Source organism: Moorena sp. SIO3I6, assembly GCF_010672095.1.
Map to the genome: position 1 here is coordinate 1 of NZ_JAAHHU010001191.1, position 1,580 is coordinate 1,580.

Genomic DNA, 1,580 nt, shown 5'->3' on the forward strand with positions numbered 1-1,580 from the left:
TCTTTCAGATGCCGGACAATGGGGTTAGACCAGTGGGTTACCTGAGCTGGTGGAAGTGGACTCCTGGGGCTGACTGGCGACATCCCTTTGGTCCGAAGAGCAACATTAAACGTAAAAAGAACTATCCTGTGGTTCATGTTGCCTATGAAGACGTTCAAGCCTATGCTAAGTGGGCAGGGAAGTCAGTACCCACAGAAGCCCAATGGGAATATGCTGCTCACGGTGGACTGGATGATGCTACCTACAGCTGGGGTGAGCAATACTCCGCCAAGAAGGCTAATACCTGGCAAGGATTCTTCCCCTTTTTCAACACTAAAGCTGATGGTCACACCGGCACTGCACCTGTAGGTTCCTTTGAACCCAATGGTTATGGTTTGTATGACATAACTGGTAATGTCTGGGAGTGGACTTCAGATTGGTATAGCATCGGTCACGATGGCAAAGCCCACAGTCTTAATCCTATAGGACCTAATCAAAATGAAAGCTTAGACCCCAGAGAACCGGGTGTTGCTAAACATGTAATTAAAGGCGGGTCTTACCTGTGTGCTCCTAATTATTGTAGTCGCTATCGTCCTGCTGCTCGGGAGTCTCAATCACCGGATACAGGAACGACTCACATTGGATTTCGGTTAGTCAAGCTTGATAACATATCCTAAATGTGAAAAAAATATATAGCATTTATTGCATCAAAGTCCCCCTTTTTCAGGGGGATTACTTTTTGCCTTATGGGAAAGACAATTGCTATAAACTGACATGTTTCTGAACAAAACGCTCATGTACGGCGGTTTGCATAACTATCAAGTACATAGTGATTGCCTCTTGCCTCTTGCCTCTTGCCTCTTGCCTCTTCCTTAAAACCAAAGAATTTGTACTTGACTGAATTGCAAACCGATTTATGCTTTATAAATCCTAGGCAATAGCTTTTTTTAACGAACCCTAAAACTCCCAAAAAAAAACTTTTTAAAACCCTTGACAATTAAAATTGTAATCATTACAATAATCAATATAAACCAAGTTGAACTTTATCACGATGTCAGAAACCTTTACTCGCAATTTCAAGAAACAACCAACTCAGCACACTCTGAAAGGTCCTCGTCAATCAGTAATTCATAGTATGCAGATGCTGTATGCCCTGGGCTATGCCGAGATTGCTGAGTGGACTCCTCTGGAACCGACTAATATTCCAGGTGAAGTAATGACGACTATGACCAAGTATTGGTTATTACCATAACACCTTAATTTTTGGGGGGGTTTCCCCCCTTCACCAAGGGTTTTTGGAAACTTCTGACATATGTGATTGCCATAGCCGTGGATAGTATTTCTACGGCTATTTTTTTTGTAAGTATATGCCCTACGCACACGCTGCGCGAACAGCAATCAGCGCTCAGCTTTAAGGGGTAAACAGTTTGCAATTGCTGTTAGGTACTTTCGTTCTTTGTTTTTAGGGAATAGGGAATCGGTAATCCTACACTCTCCCTTTGACTATAAATGTAAAAACCTACTGCCTCGGTGCGCTAATGCACGTCAACTTTTGCCTCTAGCATGCATGCCTAAAGCCCTTGCGCGTAGCGCTATATTGA

General features: G+C 43.2%; 2 protein-coding genes. Both read left to right on the forward strand.

The features are described 5' to 3' along the window. Nucleotides 1–656: SUMF1/EgtB/PvdO family nonheme iron enzyme (locus tag F6K49_RS47565; protein WP_293109536.1), on the forward strand; the 656-nt coding region annotated here is incomplete at its 5' end. Between the two features lie 374 nt (nt 657–1,030). Continuing rightward, nucleotides 1,031–1,231, forward strand: a complete 201-nt coding sequence (locus F6K49_RS47570; RefSeq protein WP_293109539.1) for a hypothetical protein — start codon at nt 1,031–1,033, stop codon at nt 1,229–1,231. Nucleotides 1,232–1,580: the final 349 nt, after the last annotated feature.

Coding starts and splice junctions, on each gene's coding strand:
- F6K49_RS47570 (WP_293109539.1), top strand. CDS start 1,031: ATGTCAGAAACCTTTACTCGCAATTTCAAGAAACAACCAACTCAGCAC.